The organism is Sporofaciens sp. SGI.106, assembly GCF_050314255.1.
In the GTDB taxonomy this organism is placed as follows: domain Bacteria; phylum Bacillota; class Clostridia; order Lachnospirales; family Lachnospiraceae; genus Claveliimonas.
This window is the reverse complement of record NZ_JBNPMZ010000017.1, coordinates 25,171-41,312: the sequence shown is the minus strand read 5'-3', so window position 1 is coordinate 41,312 and position 16,142 is coordinate 25,171. Positions and strand designations below refer to the sequence as shown.

21 protein-coding genes are annotated in these 16,142 nt (G+C 54.3%); all 21 read right to left on the bottom strand.

The window, feature by feature from the left end; translation table 11 throughout:
• Positions 1–10 precede the first annotated feature (10 nt).
• Positions 11–286, bottom strand: a complete 276-nt coding sequence (locus ACQRCC_RS11895; protein WP_427850997.1) for a DUF6378 domain-containing protein — start codon at positions 284–286, stop codon at positions 11–13.
• A 96-nt stretch (positions 287–382) separates the two neighbouring features.
• Positions 383–592: a hypothetical protein gene (locus tag ACQRCC_RS11890; protein WP_427850996.1), complete on the bottom strand. Its 210-nt coding sequence runs from the start codon at positions 590–592 to the stop codon at positions 383–385.
• On the bottom strand, positions 589–1,023 hold the full coding sequence (locus ACQRCC_RS11885; RefSeq protein ID WP_427850995.1) for a gamma-glutamylcyclotransferase family protein: 435 nt from the start codon (positions 1,021–1,023) through the stop codon (positions 589–591). The genes ACQRCC_RS11890 and ACQRCC_RS11885 overlap by 4 nt, the downstream gene beginning before the upstream one ends.
• Positions 1,024–1,117: 94 nt before the next feature.
• Positions 1,118–2,044 carry an amidoligase family protein gene (locus ACQRCC_RS11880; protein ID WP_427850994.1) on the bottom strand — a complete coding sequence of 309 codons (927 nt, stop codon included), beginning with the start codon at positions 2,042–2,044 and terminating at the stop codon, positions 1,118–1,120.
• A 158-nt stretch (positions 2,045–2,202) separates the two neighbouring features.
• Entirely contained in the window at positions 2,203–2,421 is a 219-nt protein-coding gene (locus ACQRCC_RS11875; RefSeq protein ID WP_427850993.1) for a DUF4314 domain-containing protein, read from the bottom strand.
• A complete protein-coding gene (locus ACQRCC_RS11870; RefSeq protein ID WP_427850992.1) occupies positions 2,409–3,173 on the bottom strand; it encodes a virulence protein in 765 nt (254 codons plus the stop codon). The genes ACQRCC_RS11875 and ACQRCC_RS11870 overlap by 13 nt, the downstream gene beginning before the upstream one ends.
• Positions 3,174–3,289: 116 nt before the next feature.
• A complete protein-coding gene (locus ACQRCC_RS11865; protein ID WP_427850991.1) occupies positions 3,290–3,457 on the bottom strand; it encodes a hypothetical protein in 168 nt (55 codons plus the stop codon).
• Positions 3,458–3,481: 24 nt separating this feature from the next.
• Positions 3,482–4,753, bottom strand: a complete 1,272-nt coding sequence (locus ACQRCC_RS11860) for a site-specific DNA-methyltransferase (protein WP_427850990.1) — start codon at positions 4,751–4,753, stop codon at positions 3,482–3,484.
• Positions 4,750–5,007: a hypothetical protein gene (locus tag ACQRCC_RS11855; RefSeq protein ID WP_427850989.1), complete on the bottom strand. Its 258-nt coding sequence runs from the start codon at positions 5,005–5,007 to the stop codon at positions 4,750–4,752. Before ACQRCC_RS11855 ends, ACQRCC_RS11860 begins: the two co-directional genes overlap by 4 nt.
• Positions 4,994–5,326: a hypothetical protein gene (locus tag ACQRCC_RS11850; protein ID WP_427850988.1), complete on the bottom strand. Its 333-nt coding sequence runs from the start codon at positions 5,324–5,326 to the stop codon at positions 4,994–4,996. Before ACQRCC_RS11850 ends, ACQRCC_RS11855 begins: the two co-directional genes overlap by 14 nt.
• Before the next feature lie 14 nt (positions 5,327–5,340).
• The gene (nrdG, locus tag ACQRCC_RS11845; protein WP_427850987.1) at positions 5,341–5,790 is read right to left on the bottom strand and encodes an anaerobic ribonucleoside-triphosphate reductase activating protein; all 450 of its coding nucleotides are present in this window, start codon (positions 5,788–5,790) and stop codon (positions 5,341–5,343) included.
• Positions 5,791–5,804: 14 nt separating this feature from the next.
• Positions 5,805–7,970, bottom strand: a complete 2,166-nt coding sequence (gene nrdD / locus ACQRCC_RS11840; protein ID WP_427850986.1) for an anaerobic ribonucleoside-triphosphate reductase — start codon at positions 7,968–7,970, stop codon at positions 5,805–5,807.
• Positions 7,967–8,446, bottom strand: a complete 480-nt coding sequence (locus tag ACQRCC_RS11835) for a hypothetical protein (RefSeq protein WP_427850985.1) — start codon at positions 8,444–8,446, stop codon at positions 7,967–7,969. Before ACQRCC_RS11835 ends, nrdD begins: the two co-directional genes overlap by 4 nt.
• Positions 8,443–8,766: a hypothetical protein gene (locus ACQRCC_RS11830; protein WP_427850984.1), complete on the bottom strand. Its 324-nt coding sequence runs from the start codon at positions 8,764–8,766 to the stop codon at positions 8,443–8,445. Before ACQRCC_RS11830 ends, ACQRCC_RS11835 begins: the two co-directional genes overlap by 4 nt.
• Positions 8,767–8,963: 197 nt before the next feature.
• Positions 8,964–9,128 carry a hypothetical protein gene (locus ACQRCC_RS11825; RefSeq protein ID WP_427850983.1) on the bottom strand — a complete coding sequence of 55 codons (165 nt, stop codon included), beginning with the start codon at positions 9,126–9,128 and terminating at the stop codon, positions 8,964–8,966.
• A 129-nt stretch (positions 9,129–9,257) separates the two neighbouring features.
• Positions 9,258–10,067 (bottom strand): FAD-dependent thymidylate synthase, encoded by an 810-nt coding sequence (thyX, locus tag ACQRCC_RS11820; RefSeq protein ID WP_427850982.1) that lies wholly within the window; start codon positions 10,065–10,067, stop codon positions 9,258–9,260.
• A gap of 43 nt (positions 10,068–10,110) precedes the next feature.
• On the bottom strand, positions 10,111–10,893 hold the full coding sequence (locus ACQRCC_RS11815; RefSeq protein ID WP_427850981.1) for a DNA-methyltransferase: 783 nt from the start codon (positions 10,891–10,893) through the stop codon (positions 10,111–10,113).
• Between the two features lie 127 nt (positions 10,894–11,020).
• Positions 11,021–11,380, bottom strand: coding sequence for an HNH endonuclease (locus ACQRCC_RS11810; RefSeq protein WP_427850980.1), 360 nt, complete (start codon positions 11,378–11,380; stop codon positions 11,021–11,023).
• Between the two features lie 76 nt (positions 11,381–11,456).
• The gene (metK, locus tag ACQRCC_RS11805) at positions 11,457–12,527 is read right to left on the bottom strand and encodes a methionine adenosyltransferase (protein ID WP_427850979.1); all 1,071 of its coding nucleotides are present in this window, start codon (positions 12,525–12,527) and stop codon (positions 11,457–11,459) included.
• A 538-nt stretch (positions 12,528–13,065) separates the two neighbouring features.
• The gene (locus ACQRCC_RS11800) at positions 13,066–15,501 is read right to left on the bottom strand and encodes a phage/plasmid primase, P4 family (protein ID WP_427850978.1); all 2,436 of its coding nucleotides are present in this window, start codon (positions 15,499–15,501) and stop codon (positions 13,066–13,068) included.
• 76 nt (positions 15,502–15,577) lie between these two features.
• The gene (locus ACQRCC_RS11795) at positions 15,578–16,117 is read right to left on the bottom strand and encodes a type II toxin-antitoxin system PemK/MazF family toxin (protein ID WP_427850977.1); all 540 of its coding nucleotides are present in this window, start codon (positions 16,115–16,117) and stop codon (positions 15,578–15,580) included.
• Positions 16,118–16,142: the final 25 nt, after the last annotated feature.

The following is a 16,142-nucleotide window of genomic DNA, read 5'->3' as shown; positions in this document are numbered from 1 at the left end:
GTACTTGCTCTTACGTTTCCGGGCTTGCCGCTCCGAAAATCTCTGCGCCACAGGCGGCGTATCCGGCAAGGTCCACGAAGGAATCGTCCGTCCCTCCGGCCTTGATCCGTGCTACCTTCAGCAGCGCCATCATCATGGCCACATCAATGGCTGTGTAGGTGTGGCCGGTGTATGCGCTCCAAAGCTCGGCGATCCGCTTGAAGTTATCCTCCGGGGAACCGTAGTCGGTCTCGCGCTCACCGCAGACACACACCTTTGCTCTTTCCAATGTTTCTGCTCTGGTCATTGCATCCTCCTTAAAATGATGTAATCAAAAAAGCCCGCAGAGCATTTCACTCCACGAGCCATTTTGTCTGATCTGGTTCAGCCTTCCATCAGCTGCTTACGCATCTTCGCCCCTTCTCGCCCGGTGGATGATGCCCAGGATTTCTTCCTGCTCGGCTTCCCCCACCCCGATGCTGCAAAGCGCTTCCCGGGTACCACAGTCCGGGCAAATGAGTGTGGTGTTATCCACCCGGGACAATGCCGGGGCATCGTGATACTCCCTGCCGCAAACCGGGCAGATTCGGTTCATGGTTTCCTCTGTCTTCATAGCTGCGCCGCCTCCTTGCTTTTCTTGAGGGCTTTGAAAAGGTAGGTCTCATCAAAGCCGAAGTCCTGATAACCGATTCTGCACACATCCACATAGAATTTGCTGGGAATGGCGAAGGGTCTGTCCTCGTGCATGATATACACAAAGGCTTTCCTGCCCTCAGTAATCGGAATCTCCTTCTTATAATAGAAAACCGGGAAGCCCTCGTACTTGTCCAGGGCCTTTTCGTGCTGCTCGGTCACCTGCCAGATTCCCACCGGGACCTTGCCGCCCCGCTTCTTTTCGATGGTCAGGTAAGAGCCGGTCTTGCTCCCCTTAAAGAGCAGCTCGTAGCCTTTCAGAACCATCGTTCCCACAGGCCTTGCTCCAGGGCATCGCATCTGCATCTGCCGGATGTTGAGGTTGCTTCCATACGCTAAGTAATACTTCATATCCTTTGTCTCCTTTCTAAGGGCACACTTCCTTACCCTTCTACCACCTAAAGGCCCGAACCCGGGCCAGGTAGGAGGATAAGGAACTATGTCCTTATCTTGCGGTTCTGAATGCTGCGTCGCCGCTCAGTCTCTTGGTGAGGACCTCTCGTGCGGTCTTGAACTCGTCGCCAATGAATCCTAACCGCAGGAGCCAGGTGCGCATCGCGTACTTGGGGTTCTCGTGCTGCTGGGGCTTGGCGCTGGCAAACTTGACTTCCTTCGCCATCTGGCTGAGGGCCAGGCAAAACTGGATGTATGCCTTTAAGCGTCCCGCATGGAGTCCGTTCTGCTTGCCGTCTGCAGGTGCGTCGAATTGAAACAATCTAAACTCGACCGTGCCTTTTGTGAAGGTTGCGTGGTAATTCAGCATATGGTATCTCGACTCATTGTAATGATGGTTCCTTCCATAGTCCGCATCCTGAGTGCCGTACCAGATGTCTGCGAACTTGGCCATGGTGTCGGGCTTCTTCTTGTTGAGGACCTCCAGGAACTTGGGGTCCACTGTTTTGCAGTAGCGGTGCATCCTGTAGCTGTCCAGGTCCAGGGCTTCGGCAATCAGGCTCTCGTGGCTTGCCATGATGTTGGCCAGGTTCCGGAGGGTCTGCGGGGTGTGGCCCTTTGCGCCAATGTGAATGTGGACTCCACACGTGCGAGTGGCATCACTCTTGGCTCCGGCCTTGCGGAGGATTCTGACCAGCTCCTGCAGGGTTTCCATGTCCGCGTAGGTCAGGATCGGGGTGACCATTTCGCATTTCTGGGAATCCGGTCCGGCGATTGACACATCCTTCTGGAACTTCCATTCCCTGCCGTCCGCCATCCAGGCGCTCCAGGTGTAGTAGCCGTTCCGCCTGGCGGTGTCCTCGTATCTGCCGGTTCCGAAGAACTCTGCTGCCAACCTTGCCGCTTCCTTGCGGGTGATGTTGTTCATCTCAATCTCGACTCCGTAGGTCTGGTCCTTGGCGTTTTCCATGTTCATCATTTTGATTATCTCCTTCGCTTTTGCGTTGTGTATTTCCTTTCGGTGTACACATATTCGCTCTACTCGGGAGATATATCAAGTCATTTGGGCAACATATACTACACAAGGTTTTGTGCCGGTTCTTGTGTACATTATGGTGCAACTACCACATGTAGTGTTCAGACTTTCTGGAACCGGTCCACCTCGGGGATCAGGGCCAGGCCGCTTCCAGTCTCCCATCTGACGTGAATCTGACCGATGTCATCGACGAGCTCGACCTCGCCGACCGTGCCCTCTGGAACTCCCTGCGGGTCCTCCATGGAAATCAGCTTCAGCCGGGTCCCCTTCGGGTACTGCTGGCGGAGCCGCTCCAGCTCCTTTTGTGTTACTCCAAACATACTGCATCCTCCTCGCTGCGGTGCGCCTCGGCCTTTTTGGCTTCCTGCTTCTCCCGGTACTTGTCGGCGGCTTCCTGGGTGCGGAAGGCGCTGCTCCCCTCAAAGTTCTTCAGGAGCACCTTGCGGGTCTGCTTGTACTCTGCGCCGATGAAGCCCAGCCTGAGCAGGTAGCACCTGAACGCGTACTTTTCATTCTCCACCGGTTTCTCCCTGGCCTGGACCCGTTTCTGGTTGACGCTCATCTTGCAGAGCGCTCCAATGAACTCGGTGTAGGCCTGAACGGTATCCGCATCCAGGTCACCTGAAAACCAAGGGAAGGAAACCTTTTCTTCGTCCACATCGATGCGCAGGTCCTGGGTTCCCAGTGCTTTTCGAATCAGTCCGGCCTTGGACTCCACAAGGGCAGTGAGGTTTCCGACCTTCACCTTGTCCAAGGGAACCGAAATCGTGAGCATTGGCGCTTCCTCTACCTGGGCGCTCTCCACTTCCTCCTCCTGGTTGCTTTCCGCTTCCGGCAAGCCGTCCGGGGTGACGCCGGTGGCCAGAATGCAAGCGTCGATCACCTTGGATGCTTTCTCGGTCATCTCTCCATCTGCAAATTCCAGCTCACCGAGCTTGCCCACCTTGAAGTCCCCAATCTGATACGCGCAGCTCGGAACTCCAAGGTAGGTCGCCTTTACGCCCAGCTCGTCCTCGATGGCCTTGACCATCGCTTTTCGGCTCTCGCCACTTACGTTGAATAGAATCATCATAAATTCTTCCTCCTTTATTTTGGTAGTCACATATTCGCTCTGATTTGAACAGATATCAAGTCATTTCCGCTACATATACCTACCAAAGATGGAGGAAGAATTCTGGTGTAAATGGTTCAGTTTACATTCCTTTTTGCTGCTTTTCGCAGGTTTTTTCTTCTGCGTTTTCTGTTCTTGCGGTCCTCCCACCTTGAGAACGGAATCATGCTCAGGATCATCAGGAGGTCGAAAAGAATCAGGAGCACACACACCACAATAAACAGAACCAGGCCCACTGTCTTCATACCCATTCCCTCCTGGTCATCCGATTACGCATCTGCCAGCACCTCCGTTTCCGGCTCGAAGGTGGCGACTTCATCGAATTTCAGCTTCTGGCCGTCGCGGATGACGTACACATCATCGTACTTGCCGTCCTGGTGTTCGATGTAGCGCTTCACGATCACATCCATGAACTTGGGATCAAGCTCAATGCCTCGGCAAACTCGCTCGGTTTCCTCACAGGCAATGAGCGTGGAGCCGCTGCCCAGGAACGGGTCGAGCACGATGCCGTTGGTCATGGTGCTGTTGCGGATGGGGTAGCTCATCAAGCCGATGGGCTTCATGGTCGGGTGGTCCTTGTTGGCCTTGGGCCGGTCGTACTCCCAGATGGTGGTCTGCTTGCGGTCCGAATACCACTGATGCTTGCCGTCAGCACGCCAGCCATAAAGGCAAGGTTCATGCATCCACTGGTAAGGGCTGCGGCCCAGCACCAGAGCGTTCTTCTTCCAGATGCAGCAGCCGGAGAGGTAAAAGCCCGCTTCCTTGAAAGCCTTGCGGAAGTTCAGCCCCTCGGTGTCCGCGTGGAACACATAGATGCTGCCGTCCGATGCCAGGTTCTCATACATCTGGGTGTAAGCCGCCAGCAGGAAGTTGTAGAACTCGCTGTCACCCATGTTGTCGTTCATGATCTTGCCAGCGGTCTCTTCCACATTGACGTTGTAGGGCGGGTCCGTCAGAACCAGATTGGCCTTCTGGCCTTCCATCAGCTTCGCATAGGATTCTGCCACAGTGGAATCGCCGCAGAACACACGATGCTTGCCCAGGAACCACAGGTCCCCTTCCTTGGAGAACACCGGCTGCTTCAGTTCGGAGTCCACATCGAAGTCATCTTCTTTGACTTCCTTGCTGTGTACCTTGTTAAACAGCGTCTCGATCTCGGGCGGGTCAAAGCCGGTAAAGCCCAAGTCAAAGCTGCTGTTCTCGATGTCCTTCAAAAGATCAGCCAGGAGGTTATCATCCCATGCGCCGGTGATCTTGTTGAGGGCGATGTTCAGCGCCTTCTCCCGGGTCTTATCGACATCCACCACGGCGCAGGGCACTTCGGTGTACCCAAGGCTCATGGCCACGGTCAGACGCTGATGGCCACCGATGATGGTCATATCCGCATTGACCACCAGAGGGTCGGCAAAGCCAAACTCCTCAATGGAGTTCTTGATCTTCTCGTACTCTTTATCCCCAGGCTTCAATTTCTTTCTGGGGTTGTATTCTGCCGGTTTGAGTACCGATACCGGCAGGACCTTCAATTCCGCAGTTTTCTTCATTCGCTTCCTCCATAAAATCTCATAACCTCGCAGATCGGTACAAAAAGAGAGCCGAGGAAGAATCCCAGCTCCAACTCGTCTTCACCTTCCCGGCAAGCTTCGGTGAGCTCACACCACTGCGGGTTTTCTCCGTTGATGCTTGCCAGCACTTTGTCCTCCGGGTAGTCAATGGCATGCACCAGGACGGCTCCGGTATTACACAGGCCATACACACCGATTACCTTGGACAGGTCGATCATGTTACTCTCCGACATCCGGTTCCGTCCTTTCTCCCTCCAGGGGGTACTGTTTTTTCAGCTCCTCACACCGCTTCACATTGGATGCCTTCAGCTTCTGCAACCGTTTCTGCGTCCGCTCCGAGAGCCGTTTCTTCTGATTCCGTGTGTACAGCTGCTGATATTCCCGGATGTTCTTCCGCAGGGCTTCGTCGGTCACACATACCACATACCCTTTGCCGCAGAACGGGCAGCGAAAGAAGGTGGTTTCGATTTCCCCGTCCACACGGGTTTCAAAGTCCAGGGGGAACGCGCATCCACAGGCGTCACAGCGTACCGTTCCATCGTATTCTTCCATCTGACTTTCTCCTCTCACAGCTGAATAATCCTCTGGTTTCGGCTCCCACGGAATGGAAGCCCAGCGTCTTTTTCCGCTTCCACAAAAGGACCGTCCACCAGAACATCCACATAGTGGAGCAGCGGGGATTCCGCGATATCTTCAAGCCGATATCCGGTATACAGCCAGATGTCCTTATCCGGCAGTTCCCGGTGAACACGCTTGAGGAACGGAAGCAGCGCCTTCTGGTTTTCTGGTTCCATAGGCTCCCCGCCGAGAACGGAAAGACCCTGAATCCAGGAAGGACGCAGGGCTTTCAAAATCTCCTTTTCTGTATCTCGGGTGAACGGCTCTCCGAAATCAAAATCCCAGGTCTCCGGCTGGAAGCAGCCAGGACAGTGGTTCCGGCATCCGGAAACAAAGAGGGATACCCGGACACCCAGACCGTTGGCGATGTCTGTTTTCTTGATTCCACAGTAGTTCATGGCCCCGCACCCCCTTACAGGTGGAGGACACGCTCGGCGATCTCGGACATCCGGCCCTGGTTGTAGGTGTTCACGCCAAGGTATCCACAGACCCGGCGGCAGACGTTCAGCTTCTGCTCATCCCGGTTGCCGCAGTTGGGGCATTCCCAGACCAGCTTGCCGTCATCTTCCACCGCCCGAATCTCGCCGTCAAAGCCGCACACCTGGCAGTAGTCGCTCTTGGTATTCAGCTCGGCATACATGATGTGGTCGTAAATGAAACGCATCAGGGAGAGCACCGCAGGGATGTTGTGCTGCATGTTGGGGACCTCCACATAGGAGATGGCCCCACCGGGAGACAGGGGCTGGAACTGCGCCTCAAAGCCCAGCTTGCTGAATGCATCAATGGGCTCCGTGACGTGGACGTGGTAAGAGTTGGTGATATAGCTCTTGTCCGTGACGTGAGGGATGATGCCGAAGCGCCGCTGCAGGTTCTTGGCGAACTTGTAGGTGGTGCTCTCCATCGGAGTGCCGTAGAGGGAGTAGCTGATGTTCTCCGCTTTCCGCCACTGAGCCGTTTTGCGGTTCAGAAACTCCATGACCGCGATGGCGAAATCGTGACCGGCTGCATCGGTGTGGCTCACACCCTTCATGCGATAAACACACTCGCACAGCCCGGCATAGCCCAGGGAGATGGTGCTGTAGTTGTCGTACAGCAGCTTGTCGATCTTCTCTCCCTTGCCCAGGCGGCTGATGGCTCCGTACTGCCACAGGATGGGGGCCACATCAGAAGGAGTGCCCACCAGCGTTTCATGGCGAATCCGCAGCGCCTTGTGGCAAAGCTCCGTGCGTTCCTCCATCAGCTGCCAGAACTTCTCCTCGTCCCCTTCTGCGCTGCAAGCCACATCCACCAGGTTGATGGTGACCACACCCTGATTGAAGCGGCCATAGTATTTATGACTGCCATCCGGGTTCAGGCCCTCGGTATCCGGGGTCAGGAAAGCGCGACAGCCCATGCAGCTGTACACATCACCTTTGAGCTCCCGCATCACCTTGGCGCTGATATAATCGGGGACCATGCGCCGGGCAGAGCACCTTGCAGCCAGCACCGTCAGATACCAGTAAGGGGCATCCTCTGTGATGTTGTCCTCGTCCAGCACATAGATGAGCTTGGGGAACGCGGGAGATACCCACACGCCAACTTCATTCTTAATCCCCTCGTAACGCTGACGGAGGCATTCAGAAATGATCAAGGCTAGGTCGTCCCGCATCTGACCAGCGGGGACTTCATCCAGATACAGGAACACAGATACGAACGGGGTCTGACCGTTGGTGGTCAGCAGCGTCTGGATCTGATACTGGATGGTCTGGATGCCCCGCTCCACTTCTCTGCAAACCCGCATCTCAGCCATCTGGTTTACCTTGTCCGCATCCACCGGCTCCCCGATTGCTGCCAACTCGTCCCGGATTTCCTTCCGGTACTTCTGGCGGCTGACATCCACAAAGGGTGCGAGGTGGGCCAGGCTGATGGTCTGACCGCCGTAGGTGTTGGATGCGACCTGCGCCACAATCTGGGTGGCGATGTTGCAGGCAGTAGAGAAGCTGTGGGGCTTCTCGATCAGGGTGTCCGTAATCACCGTGCCGTTTTGCAGCATGTCTTCCAGGTTCACCAGCTCACAGTTGGTGATGGGACCAGATACATAGCCCATATCGTGGACATGGATGATGCCCTCGTCGTGGGCCAGGATCACATCCTCCGGGAAAATATATCTGCGACAGATGTCCTCAGACACTTCCGATGCCAGATAGTCGCGCATGGTGGAATTCAGCACCGGGTCCTTGTTGGCGTTCTCCTGTTTGGCCAGCTCATTGTCATGGCGCAGCAGGGAGAGGACCTTGGCATCGGTGCTGCTCTGCTTGCGCAGCAGTTCATGGCGCAGACGGTAGTCGCTGTAGTGCCGGGCAAGCCTGTAATGTTCGCTCTGATCCAGTTCATCCACAATCATGTCCTGGATTTCTTCGACACTAACAGCCCTGCCAAGAGCATCGCAGCGTTTCTCCACATTGCCAACAATAAAACCGATCATCGTATCAGACAGCCGGTCCTTCTCTGCGACACAAGCGTTGGCGGCTTCTATCGCGTTCTTGATTTTCGTAAAATCGAACGGCACCTCTGTACCGTTCCGCTTGATCACTTTCATGAGCTTTCCTCCTTCAGAAGCTTATCGGCTTCGGCCAGCAGCTCCTCACAGCCCTTACCGAGATACCGTTTGCACTGCTCATCCAGCCGTGCGTAGATCGCGGCCTGTTCCTCAGCGGTCAGGTCGATGGTGTACTTCTCCTCATTGTCCGGCGAATCCGCATTGACCACATAGAACTCGATGCAGCTGTCCATGTGATTCTCAGCAAATCCATTCAGGCCAATATAAAAATCGTACCAGCCCTCGTTGTCACAGGTGTCATCGGTGAACTCGTCCATGGGATGCATCGGCTTGAATCCGGCATCCTTGCGGATACGGTCGGCGATCTGACAAAGGCCGCAGGTTGCAATCAGCTCAAACCCCACAGTTGGGAACCGGCTGGGGTAGTTCACGAACTGCTGGTCGGAGCCGTAAAGAATATCCGAACCGAAGTCCACAAAGATTTCGTCCCGAACAAATCCCTCAATCAGGGTCATTCTGTACCTCCTTCCTTCACTGCCCTGCCACGATTGGCACAGGCGTGGCTGCAATACTTTCTCTTGCTTTTGTATTCCCGGCTTGCCAGAAACTCCTTCCCGCAGACCGGGCAAACCGCCACCCTGGTGGACTTCCAGTTCTCCGGCTTCGGGTGTTTGTTCTTCCAGGCGAACCGACAGGCATCGGAGCAGAACTTCTTCCGTCTGCCCCTTGGGTTCTGGTAGACCGCCTTCCCGCATTCAGGACAGAAGCCCTTGACCACGGCATCCTCAAACTCTTTTTCTTCTTCTGCCGACAACACGGCAATGGTTCCGCTCACGCTTCTGTTCCTCCTTTCTGGGTAAAAACGGCCTAAAGGCAACCCTTCAAAGCCAGCACCCCGTCCATGTTGCACCGAATACCCCTGTGTTTTTGCGAAAAACCTCAAAAAACACCTAAAAAGCATCGAGGTGAAAATCCATCAAATCGTCGGTTTCCTCTTTGCCTCTTGGTTTCCACAGGGGCTTCGCCAGCGGCTTAAGAAACGCGCTGCCAAACTGAAAAAGCACCCGAAATACCGGAATTGAGCTGGATTTTCGGGGTTTTATGGCTTCTCCATCTGGTTTTGCGGTTTCGGTGCAGCATGAGGACGGTTTCATTTTGCGCCGTTTCTCCTTTTTCATTTTGCGCCGAATAGCTCATGGACCCCCACCCCATCAAATTCGCGGATTTTTACGATTGAGGGGGCGCCGGTCTCCGTCTGGGCAGTCCGTAGAGATTTCGATCCCCCCTGGGGGCCTCCCGGAACTGCTCTGGGGAAGCCCTCAAACCTTAGTCGAAGTACTCCTCATCGTCATCGTCTTCGTCAAGAAGGTCTTCATCATCGAGAAGGTCAGCCTCGTCGAAGTAATCCTCCAGGGGATCGTCTTCATCGAAGTCATCCTCGTCGAGAAGGTCATCATTCTCCTGCGGACGCACCAGCTCGGAGAGCTTGGGATGCCAGCCACAGCTGTTGTGCTCCGTGCAGAACGGAACATCACCATGTGCTTTACAGACAGGGACCATGTTCTGCGTCATCACGGGGCTGAAGTACAGGAAGCAATTCCGAATCTTATCAAACAGCTCCCGGATTTCTCTCTGCGCCCGGTTGCACATCCGCAGGTGGCTCATCTCAATCAGGGCTCTTGCGTTTGCTGTCATATACAGCTCCGTGCAGCAGGCATTGGGGAGGACTGCTCTGGCATCCTCCGGCGCAACACCGGCATCCACCATGTCCACATAGTTGGCTCTCGCTTCTTCCATGTAGTCCTCAAACTCCGCCGCACCGAAGCTTCCCTCCGGGAACGGGTTCACATACTGGAAGTTGTCCTCCCGGCAGTACCGCTGCGAACGGACCGACAGGCTAATGTGCCGGTGCCGAGAAAGCTGCGCCAGACAGGCACGGCTGATTCCTTCGATGTGGAAAGTGAAGCTCACATGCTCCAGCACCGACATGTGACCGGAAGCGATACACTGCTTCACAATGCTGCAGTTCTTTGTGGGCTTGCTGTCATAGCAAACCGAAGCCGCTAGCTCGGCAAGCGACATAGGGTCACCGTGGGCATTTACCATCTGGCTAAACCCAACCAATTCAACTTTCATCTTGTACCTCCAAAAAAAACACCCACCGATTTCTCAGTAGGTGTCAGTCCTCAAATTTCAGCATGTCGCTGTCCATCACAACCTTGTACCGATGCTTATCGACCTCGAAGCCGTAGGCAGGTCTACCAAGGTTGTGCGCCGCTCGTAAGGTGGAGCCGCTGCCAGCGCAAGGGTCGATGACCACATCGCCCGGGTCCGTAAAAATCTGAATCAGCTTTTCCAGCAGCGCGACCGGCTTCTGGGTGGGATGCAGCCTGGGAATCTCCTTCCCGTCTTTCCCCCACTCGAACCAGTCGAAAACCATCCGGCCATGCTCCACGCCTTTGGCATCGGTGTACTTCTCGTTGCGGAACTTCGGCAGCTTGTCCCGGTACAGCACCAAACCATACTCGGTGGCTCCAACCACACGCATATTGGCTTTCAGTGCCTGGGGACTGTAGTTCTTGATGAAGGTCAGGGGTATGTAATGCTTGAAGCCATACTCCTTTGCCTTCTCAATCACCTCGAACTGCTGCTCATAGGAGCAGAACACAAGGATGCAGGGCGGTTCATTCCCTTCGGTTTTCTTCTTGGGGTCGGGTTTCAGCATCCGGCTGACGAAATGGAAGAACTCGGTGATATTGAAGGAGAAGTCCGTGTTGAAAGCGGCTTTTCCTGCCAGCTTACTTTCTCCGTTCTCCCGATTGCCGCCCACATACCAGGAAGGGTTGCTTCCGTAGAAGTTCTTCCCGATGTTGTAGGGGATGTCCGCAATGATCAGCTGCGCCTTGGGGATGTTGTAGGATTTATAATTCTGGAAGTTCTCGTTGTACAGTTCACATTTCAATCGCGTTCTCTCCTTTAGGTGATGAAAATCCTATATCCAGGAGAGGGTCAAGCCTCATAAACAAGCCCCTCTACTATATAGGTTTTGAAAAGGGCAAAATGTGCCATCGAAAAAATTTTTTTATTTTTTAGTACCGATACACCGGATTGATGTCCTCCGTCAGCGTCTTTTTATCGTGGCAGGGTTTACAAAGACTCTGCCAGTTGCTCCTATCCCAGAACAGCCTCGGGTCTCCTCGGTGGGGTATGATGTGGTCCACCACAGTGGCCTTGGTGTATCGGTCCTGTTTCATGCACTCGGCGCACAGCGGGTGGGCCTGAAGGAACTGCTTGGATTCCCGCTGCCATCTGCTGCCGTAGCCACGCTTCCCTGCGGAGCGGGTCACCTCGGGATGGAGCGGCAGGTGTTTCTCACAGTACTGCTTGCCGGGTTCAACCAGTGCAGCACACCCAGGCTGTTTGCAGGGCACTTTCGGTCTGTATGGCATCTATCTTCCTCCTTTCGGGATATAAGAAAAGCCGGGTGGATATTTCACCACCACGGCTCTTGTTCTGATTTCTCTCTTACTTCTCCCAGGGGAGATCCGCCTTGCCAAAGTGGCCGTAGGCGCTGACCTTGTTGTAGTCCACATCGAGAAGCCCCAAGCTGTCGATGATGCCCTTCGGGGTCAGGTCGTAGGAATCTCTGACGTACTGTTCGATGAAACGCTTGTCCTGACGCTCGGTGCCGAAGGTCTCGACATACACGCTGACCGGCTCCGCCACACCGATGGCGTAGGCAATCTGGACCTCGCACTTCTCTGCGTATCCGGCGAGAACGATGTCCCTTGCAATCTTCCGCGCCATGTAGGCACCGGAGCGGTCCACCTTGGAAGGGTCTTTTCCGCTCATGGCACCACCGCCGATATGTGCGATGCCACCGTAGGTATCACAGGCAAGCTTACGTCCGGTGACACCGCAGTCAGCATAAGGACCGCCGATGACGAATCGACCGGTGGGGTTAATCAGCTTCTCAAAGTCGGTGTTCAGCCCGTACTCGCATGCAGCCAGCACCATCATGGATTCGATGACGTGACGGAAATCGCTGACCTCCACATCGGGACTGTGCTGGACGGAACAGAGGAAAGTCGTAATCTTGCCGCTGTCGTAATCGAAGCTGACCTGCGCCTTGGCATCCGCCCGGAACATCTTGCTGGGATGGTTCTTCAGGATTTCCAGGAACTTGGTGGCGACCATGAAGGGGATGGGCAGCAGCTCCACGGTTTCATTGGTTGCGTAGCCGTACATCATGCCCTGGTCACCCGCGCCGCCCTTATCAACGCCAAGAGCGATATCCGGGCTCTGCTGCTTCACGAGAATCTGAATCTCAGGGCCAACAGACAGGGGGTCAAAGTAGCCGAGCTTGTCGAAGCCGATGCGCTTGAACACATCGTAGACCAGTCTGCGGTAGTTGGGTTCGTGCTTGCTAGTCAGCTCACCGGCGATGACCACCACTCGGTCCTTGATAAGAACCTCAATGGCGACTCTGGCGTTCTTGTCGTTCTTGAGCACATCCGTAACGATGGCATCCGCGATCTGGTCGCAGATTTTGTCAGGATGACCATTGCTGACCTGCTCACAAGTGATAATCTTCATACTGATTCACCTTTCTGCCAGGATTTCCTTTCCTGGGCTTTAAAAATAGTTTTTATGGGGATTTTGAATTGTCGAGATTGAAAATAGTCCCGGGAGAACCGCCTTTTAGCAAATCCTCCACAGGACTGTGTAACTAAATCATGGGAACCACCTCATTTACACCATCTCTGCACCCTTTTGCCCTGGCCAGCTTTGTTACTCCAACACAGTCGGCAACCACAGGGGGTAGCAGCGTATCATCCCCCAAAGTGAGATGAGATGTCCAAAACCTTTTTTCTTATTTATTCTTTCTTTATAGTATTTTTATATATTCATTATCTACGTCTTCTTCAAGAAAAGAAAAAAGATATAATATTTAAAAGATAACTACTAGAGAAGATAATAAGAAAAATGGTTAGCTACTGCTAATCGCTGTACACTGACAGCGACAGACGGCCACTGACAGCCAGAAAAGGCGGTGGGGCACTTTACTACCCCACCTAAAGCTCCTTCTATCGCACACAATGTGGGCATGGCTACTGCATCAATCTTCCAAGCTTCACTCTTCCGGCACCAACGAGCTCTCCGGCTCTTCCCCCGTTTCCCAGGTTACGTTGTCCACCAGGTTGGTGGGGTTCATATTGCCAGTCGTTTCCTGCTTCCACGGTCTACGCTTGATAATCAAATACGCCAGGCTCAGACGTTTGTAGAAATTCTGAGCACCTTCGTACTTGTATCCGTTTTCGGTGCACCAGTCCTTATACCGGTTGTATATGGCGCTCGGCTTCAGCTCAGACCCTTTCTCGGGTTTCAGACACTGTGTCATGAACTGAGAGATACGGTCGGAATCCTGTCGGTATTGGGCAGTCGCGTTCTTGACATCCTCCGGTTCCTCCAGGCCTTCTGCCTTGAACATCCGATACCCTTCGATGCACCAGTTCAGTATGCCGGACAGGTTATCCGGGTCGACCAATGTGAACTTCAGGGTCTTGTCCTGCTCATGATCCTCAAAATGCCGGTTGAAGGGAATGATCTTAATACGGCCCGACTCGAACAGGGTCTGGTCGTTGACGTTGGGCAGATGGTTCGTGTCGATGAAAATCTTAGCCTGCATACGGAAATCGAAAGAGTTCTGGTGCAGGAAACGGGCTGTGATGGAGCTGTTGCCGGTCAGCTGTTTGGTGAGCGATGCATTGATGGTCAGCTTCTGCTCCATCTCACTGATACCCACAAAACGAGCACCGGCAAGACGCGCAACATCCTCGGAAGGACCGCCGCTGGAAGGGCCACGGAAGTTTGCAGCCAGCAGGTCCGGCTTCGCGGAACAGCCATACTCGCCCATGACACGCAGGATTGTTTCGATTGTAGTCGTCTTACCGTTTCGGGTGGTCGGGCCGTACATGATGAACAGACACTCCAAGGAGGTATCGCCGGTCATGGTGTATCCGATTGCCTTTTGCAGATAACGGCTAACCTCCGTGTGCCCCTCCATCACCTCATCGACAAACCGATTCCAACGAGGACAGATAGCATCCGGGTCGTAGTTGATGGGACTGACCTTGGTGATGAAATCCTCCGGGTCGTGCGGACGGAACTCCAGGGTGGAGAGGTCCAGCGTACCGTTGGCGCAGTTGAACAGGTACTTGTTGCGATCGAACATAGACGCCTTGACCGGATGCACGGACTTCGCGTCTTCGAGCATGGTCTTGCGGTGCTTACGAAGCTGCAGCTTCTGGACACGCTTGATGTAGCGGTTGCGGGTATCCTCGTCCTTGATCTGAAGGGCGAAGGAATACAGCCTGTCCGCCAGAACCTTGGCAAGCTCCGCCACTGCCAGGGCATTCTCGTCCGGCTGCCACACGACACCATCGTAGACATACCAGATATTGCGGTCACCGGCGAAACGAGCGATGGGCTTGAAGTAATCTGCAAAGGCGTTACCGATACCAATCTCGTCCCGCTGGTACCGGGGATTCGTGTGGGGTTTCATGTCCTCCAGCTTCATCGTGATGAACGACAGCGCCGGACGGAAGGGAGACTTCTCCTCGGGATTCTCAGGATCATCCAGGTCCTTGAACTCGTCCTCAGCAGATGCAGCTGCATCGCGGACAGGGGTGTAGATGGCGGAGTTGGAGCTTACCGCGTTACGGATGGTAATCTGGCCATAAGTGCTGTCACCCGTGTGGCGATCCCACTTCTCCCGCATCAGGCCAGATTCCCGGAAAATGCGGTCAATCTGCTCCTCCACATTGCCACACCAGAATGCCAGCATGGAGACCAGCGCCATGTCTGCATCGGACTGAGAGTCGTATAAATCTTCCCACTGGCCGTTGTACAGAGCCTTGAACTTATCGCCGGATTCGGATTTCAGGGCATGCTGCATTACCTGCTCGTCGGTCAGATAGGAGCAGGGTTCAACGGCAGCTGTGGTAGTCTGATTTTTCCGCTTCATGAAAGTATCCAGGGTAGTCGCCAGGCCTTCATCGTTGCGCTCCACGTTGCCGCTGCGGTACATATCTCCGGTGACCGTCACAAAGCGGTTGGTGGTGCCGGGCAGATAGACTTCCAGACCATGCTTGCGGTTATTGATATAATAAACCGTCTTATCATAGGCAAAGTCCGGGGACAGCTTGAAGAAGCCGCGCAAACCAGTGCCAGAGGGAGAACGCTCGAAATAGCTGTCCGGGAAGAAACCCAGGATAGATGCCGCCACATCGTTGAGAGTTCCGTCCTCCCGGATGCAGTGGTCGATGTCAATGGCTCCGATACCTTCGGATACACGGAAGCCGATACCGTCCCAGCCGCCCATGGCGTAGGCCTTCATGGCAGTGGCGAAGTCAGAGAAGGTAGATGCGTCGTTGGTTTTGGCCATTGTGCCGTTGCTGGGGTTATACGGCACCTTGGTCACCCTGCCGCCACGCTTCTCTTTCTTCCACAGACAGAACGAAGCGTTCTGCTTGAGTTCGGTGGGAATGTTGACAAAATTAACGCTCATAAAGAATCGTCCTTTCTAAAAAGTTGTATATTATTCAATGCTTGTGAATATGGTGCATTACGAAAATGGTGTACTACTATAATGCCAGCTGGGAGATCACCGCTTGGGTGATCTGATCCAGGACCTCTGTGTCCTCTACCCTGCCGACATAGTTTTTGAGCTGCAACCTCCCAATTGTGGTGATCTGCTCCGCCTGGACCATAGAATCCACGAAATGATATCTGCTGTCTGCCACATTGCCGGGTTCCAGCAGTGTGTGGCAGGGCAGATACGGCTTCTTCAAATGGCTGGTCAGAGGCAGTACGTTGAGGATGCCAGAGTGGGTGTTACCCGCATCATTGGAAACCACGAGAACCGGGCGAATCCCCCTCTGTACGCAGGTCCCCGGACAGCCAATCAGGTCCGCAAACCAAATGTCACCCCGCTGCGGGATGCGGTCTGCGGAAGTCACCGGGAGAGCCGGTGCAGGGGGAACTGTGTCTGTCAGCGCAGGGATAGTGGGTGCAACCGACGCATGGTTGACCGCGCTCCGAGCACCCGAACCAATATATTTCATAGGATTAAATCCAAGCCTCCTTCTGTACTCGCTTTTCTTTCTTTTATTCTTACGTCCCATATATTTTTCACCTTCTTATATTCTG